This is a genomic window from Flavobacterium cyanobacteriorum, from assembly GCF_002251835.1.
In the GTDB taxonomy this organism is placed as follows: domain Bacteria; phylum Bacteroidota; class Bacteroidia; order Flavobacteriales; family Flavobacteriaceae; genus Flavobacterium; species Flavobacterium cyanobacteriorum.
In genome coordinates, this window is the sequence record NZ_NOXV01000023.1 from 1 (window position 1) to 1,563 (window position 1,563).

Genomic DNA, 1,563 nt, shown 5'->3' on the forward strand with positions numbered 1-1,563 from the left:
AAAAAACCGTCTCAAAATTTAAGTATTGAGACGGCTTCTTTTATTTGCCGTTATAGCTGCTCATCGTATTGGCAAGGCCGCCTAAGGCAAACGAACGGACTGCTTCGGCCGATACATCAAGCCTTTCATTTAGTTTTATTTTTTCTTCCTGGCTCCATTCGCCCAGTACATAATCTACCTGCTGCCCTTTCTTAAACGCATCGCTTATCCCGAAACGAAAACGCGGATAATCGGCCGTATTTAATATCTGCTGTATGCTTTTCAGCCCGTTATGCCCGCCGTCACTGCCTTTGCCTTTAATGCGTAGGGTGCCGAAAGGCAGGTTAAGGTCATCAGTGATTACCAGCAGGTTCTCTAACGGTATGTTTTCCTTATCGAGCCAGTATTTCACTGCTTTACCGCTCAGGTTCATGTACGTGTTGGGCTTCAGCAGGAACAGTGTCCGGCCTTTAAGTTTGTATTCGGCTAAGGTGCCAAGTTTAACTGTGGCAAAGTCAAGGTTTTCCTGTTTAGCTATGTGGTCAAGTACTTTAAAGCCAATGTTATGGCGGGTATTTACATACTCGGCGCCTATATTGCCAAGGCCTGCAATCAGGTATTTTTTCATGGGGTCAATGGTGTCTGTTGTAGGTTTTGCCTTAAAAAAGGAGGTAAGCCATTTCATGCGGCAAAGATAAATATTTATAAATTGATTAACTTTAATTATGATAATATTAAGTTTTTTAACACTTTTTTAACAATAATTTTTTTAATATTTTCTAATTTCGATAACATGCTTAAATATTTAAGCATTTAATTAAGAACAAGCTTGTTTAAATATTTATTAACAATTAAAGTTTTAGATTATGAAAAAATTTTTTTTTATGTTTAGTTCTCAGTTGTGCTTTAAGCACGGTAGCCAGCGCTTCAAATTTTAAAAATTATGAAAATGCGAAGCCGTCGCAAATGGAAATTAAAGAACTTTTTAAGTTCCTCCCATTTATGTGTGCAGGTGAAATCCATGTTCTTGATAAAAATGGGAACAAGATAAAAACTTACGTTTTTAGTGATAAAAATGCATCTAATCAGTTAGATTGCTTATCCCGATTCTCAAAAGCAGTTGCCACTGTGGATGCAAGCTTAAGAGAAGGTGAAACAACAAGTGGAACGGTTTCATATTTACCATAAAATAATATCATGAAAAAGTCTATTTATAGTTTAGCAGCCATAGCCGGTGTAGTAAGCGCAGGTTGGGCAAATATTCCTGAAATATCAGGATTTGGATTAGATGTAGTAAATAGTAACACTAAGGATGAATGCGTTACACATGAAGTTGTTGGTACTTGTTCAGGCAATATACTCATTTTAGACAGGAGTGGAAAAGTTGTAAATACTATTTCATTCTCTGCCCCTAAGGCTACAAGCCTGCAGGAATGTGTTGGCCTTTACTACGTTGCAGTATATGAGTTGAGCCTATCACTAAAGCAAGGCGAGACAACAGGAGGTACTGTTGACTTTAGGTAATTTATAACAACATAACTTTAGTACACGACAAAAAATATAATTGATTAAAAATCAATAAAA

General features: G+C 36.8%; 3 protein-coding genes. 2 read left to right on the forward strand and 1 reads right to left on the reverse strand.

Features of this window, described 5'->3' with window-relative positions; translation table 11 throughout:
• Nucleotides 1-40: 40 nt before the first annotated feature.
• The gene (gene pth / locus CHU92_RS00170; RefSeq protein ID WP_094411413.1) at nucleotides 41-664 is read right to left on the reverse strand and encodes an aminoacyl-tRNA hydrolase; all 624 of its coding nucleotides are present in this window, start codon (nucleotides 662-664) and stop codon (nucleotides 41-43) included.
• Between the two features lie 281 nt (nucleotides 665-945).
• Between pth and CHU92_RS00175 the strand changes: the two genes are divergently transcribed.
• Together CHU92_RS00175 and CHU92_RS00180 are read left to right on the forward strand one after the other, a co-directional pair.
• Nucleotides 946-1,167: a hypothetical protein gene (locus CHU92_RS00175; RefSeq protein ID WP_094411415.1), complete on the forward strand. Its 222-nt coding sequence runs from the start codon at nucleotides 946-948 to the stop codon at nucleotides 1,165-1,167.
• 9 nt (nucleotides 1,168-1,176) lie between these two features.
• Entirely contained in the window at nucleotides 1,177-1,503 is a 327-nt protein-coding gene (locus CHU92_RS00180; protein WP_094411417.1) for a hypothetical protein, read from the forward strand.
• Nucleotides 1,504-1,563 lie beyond the last annotated feature (60 nt).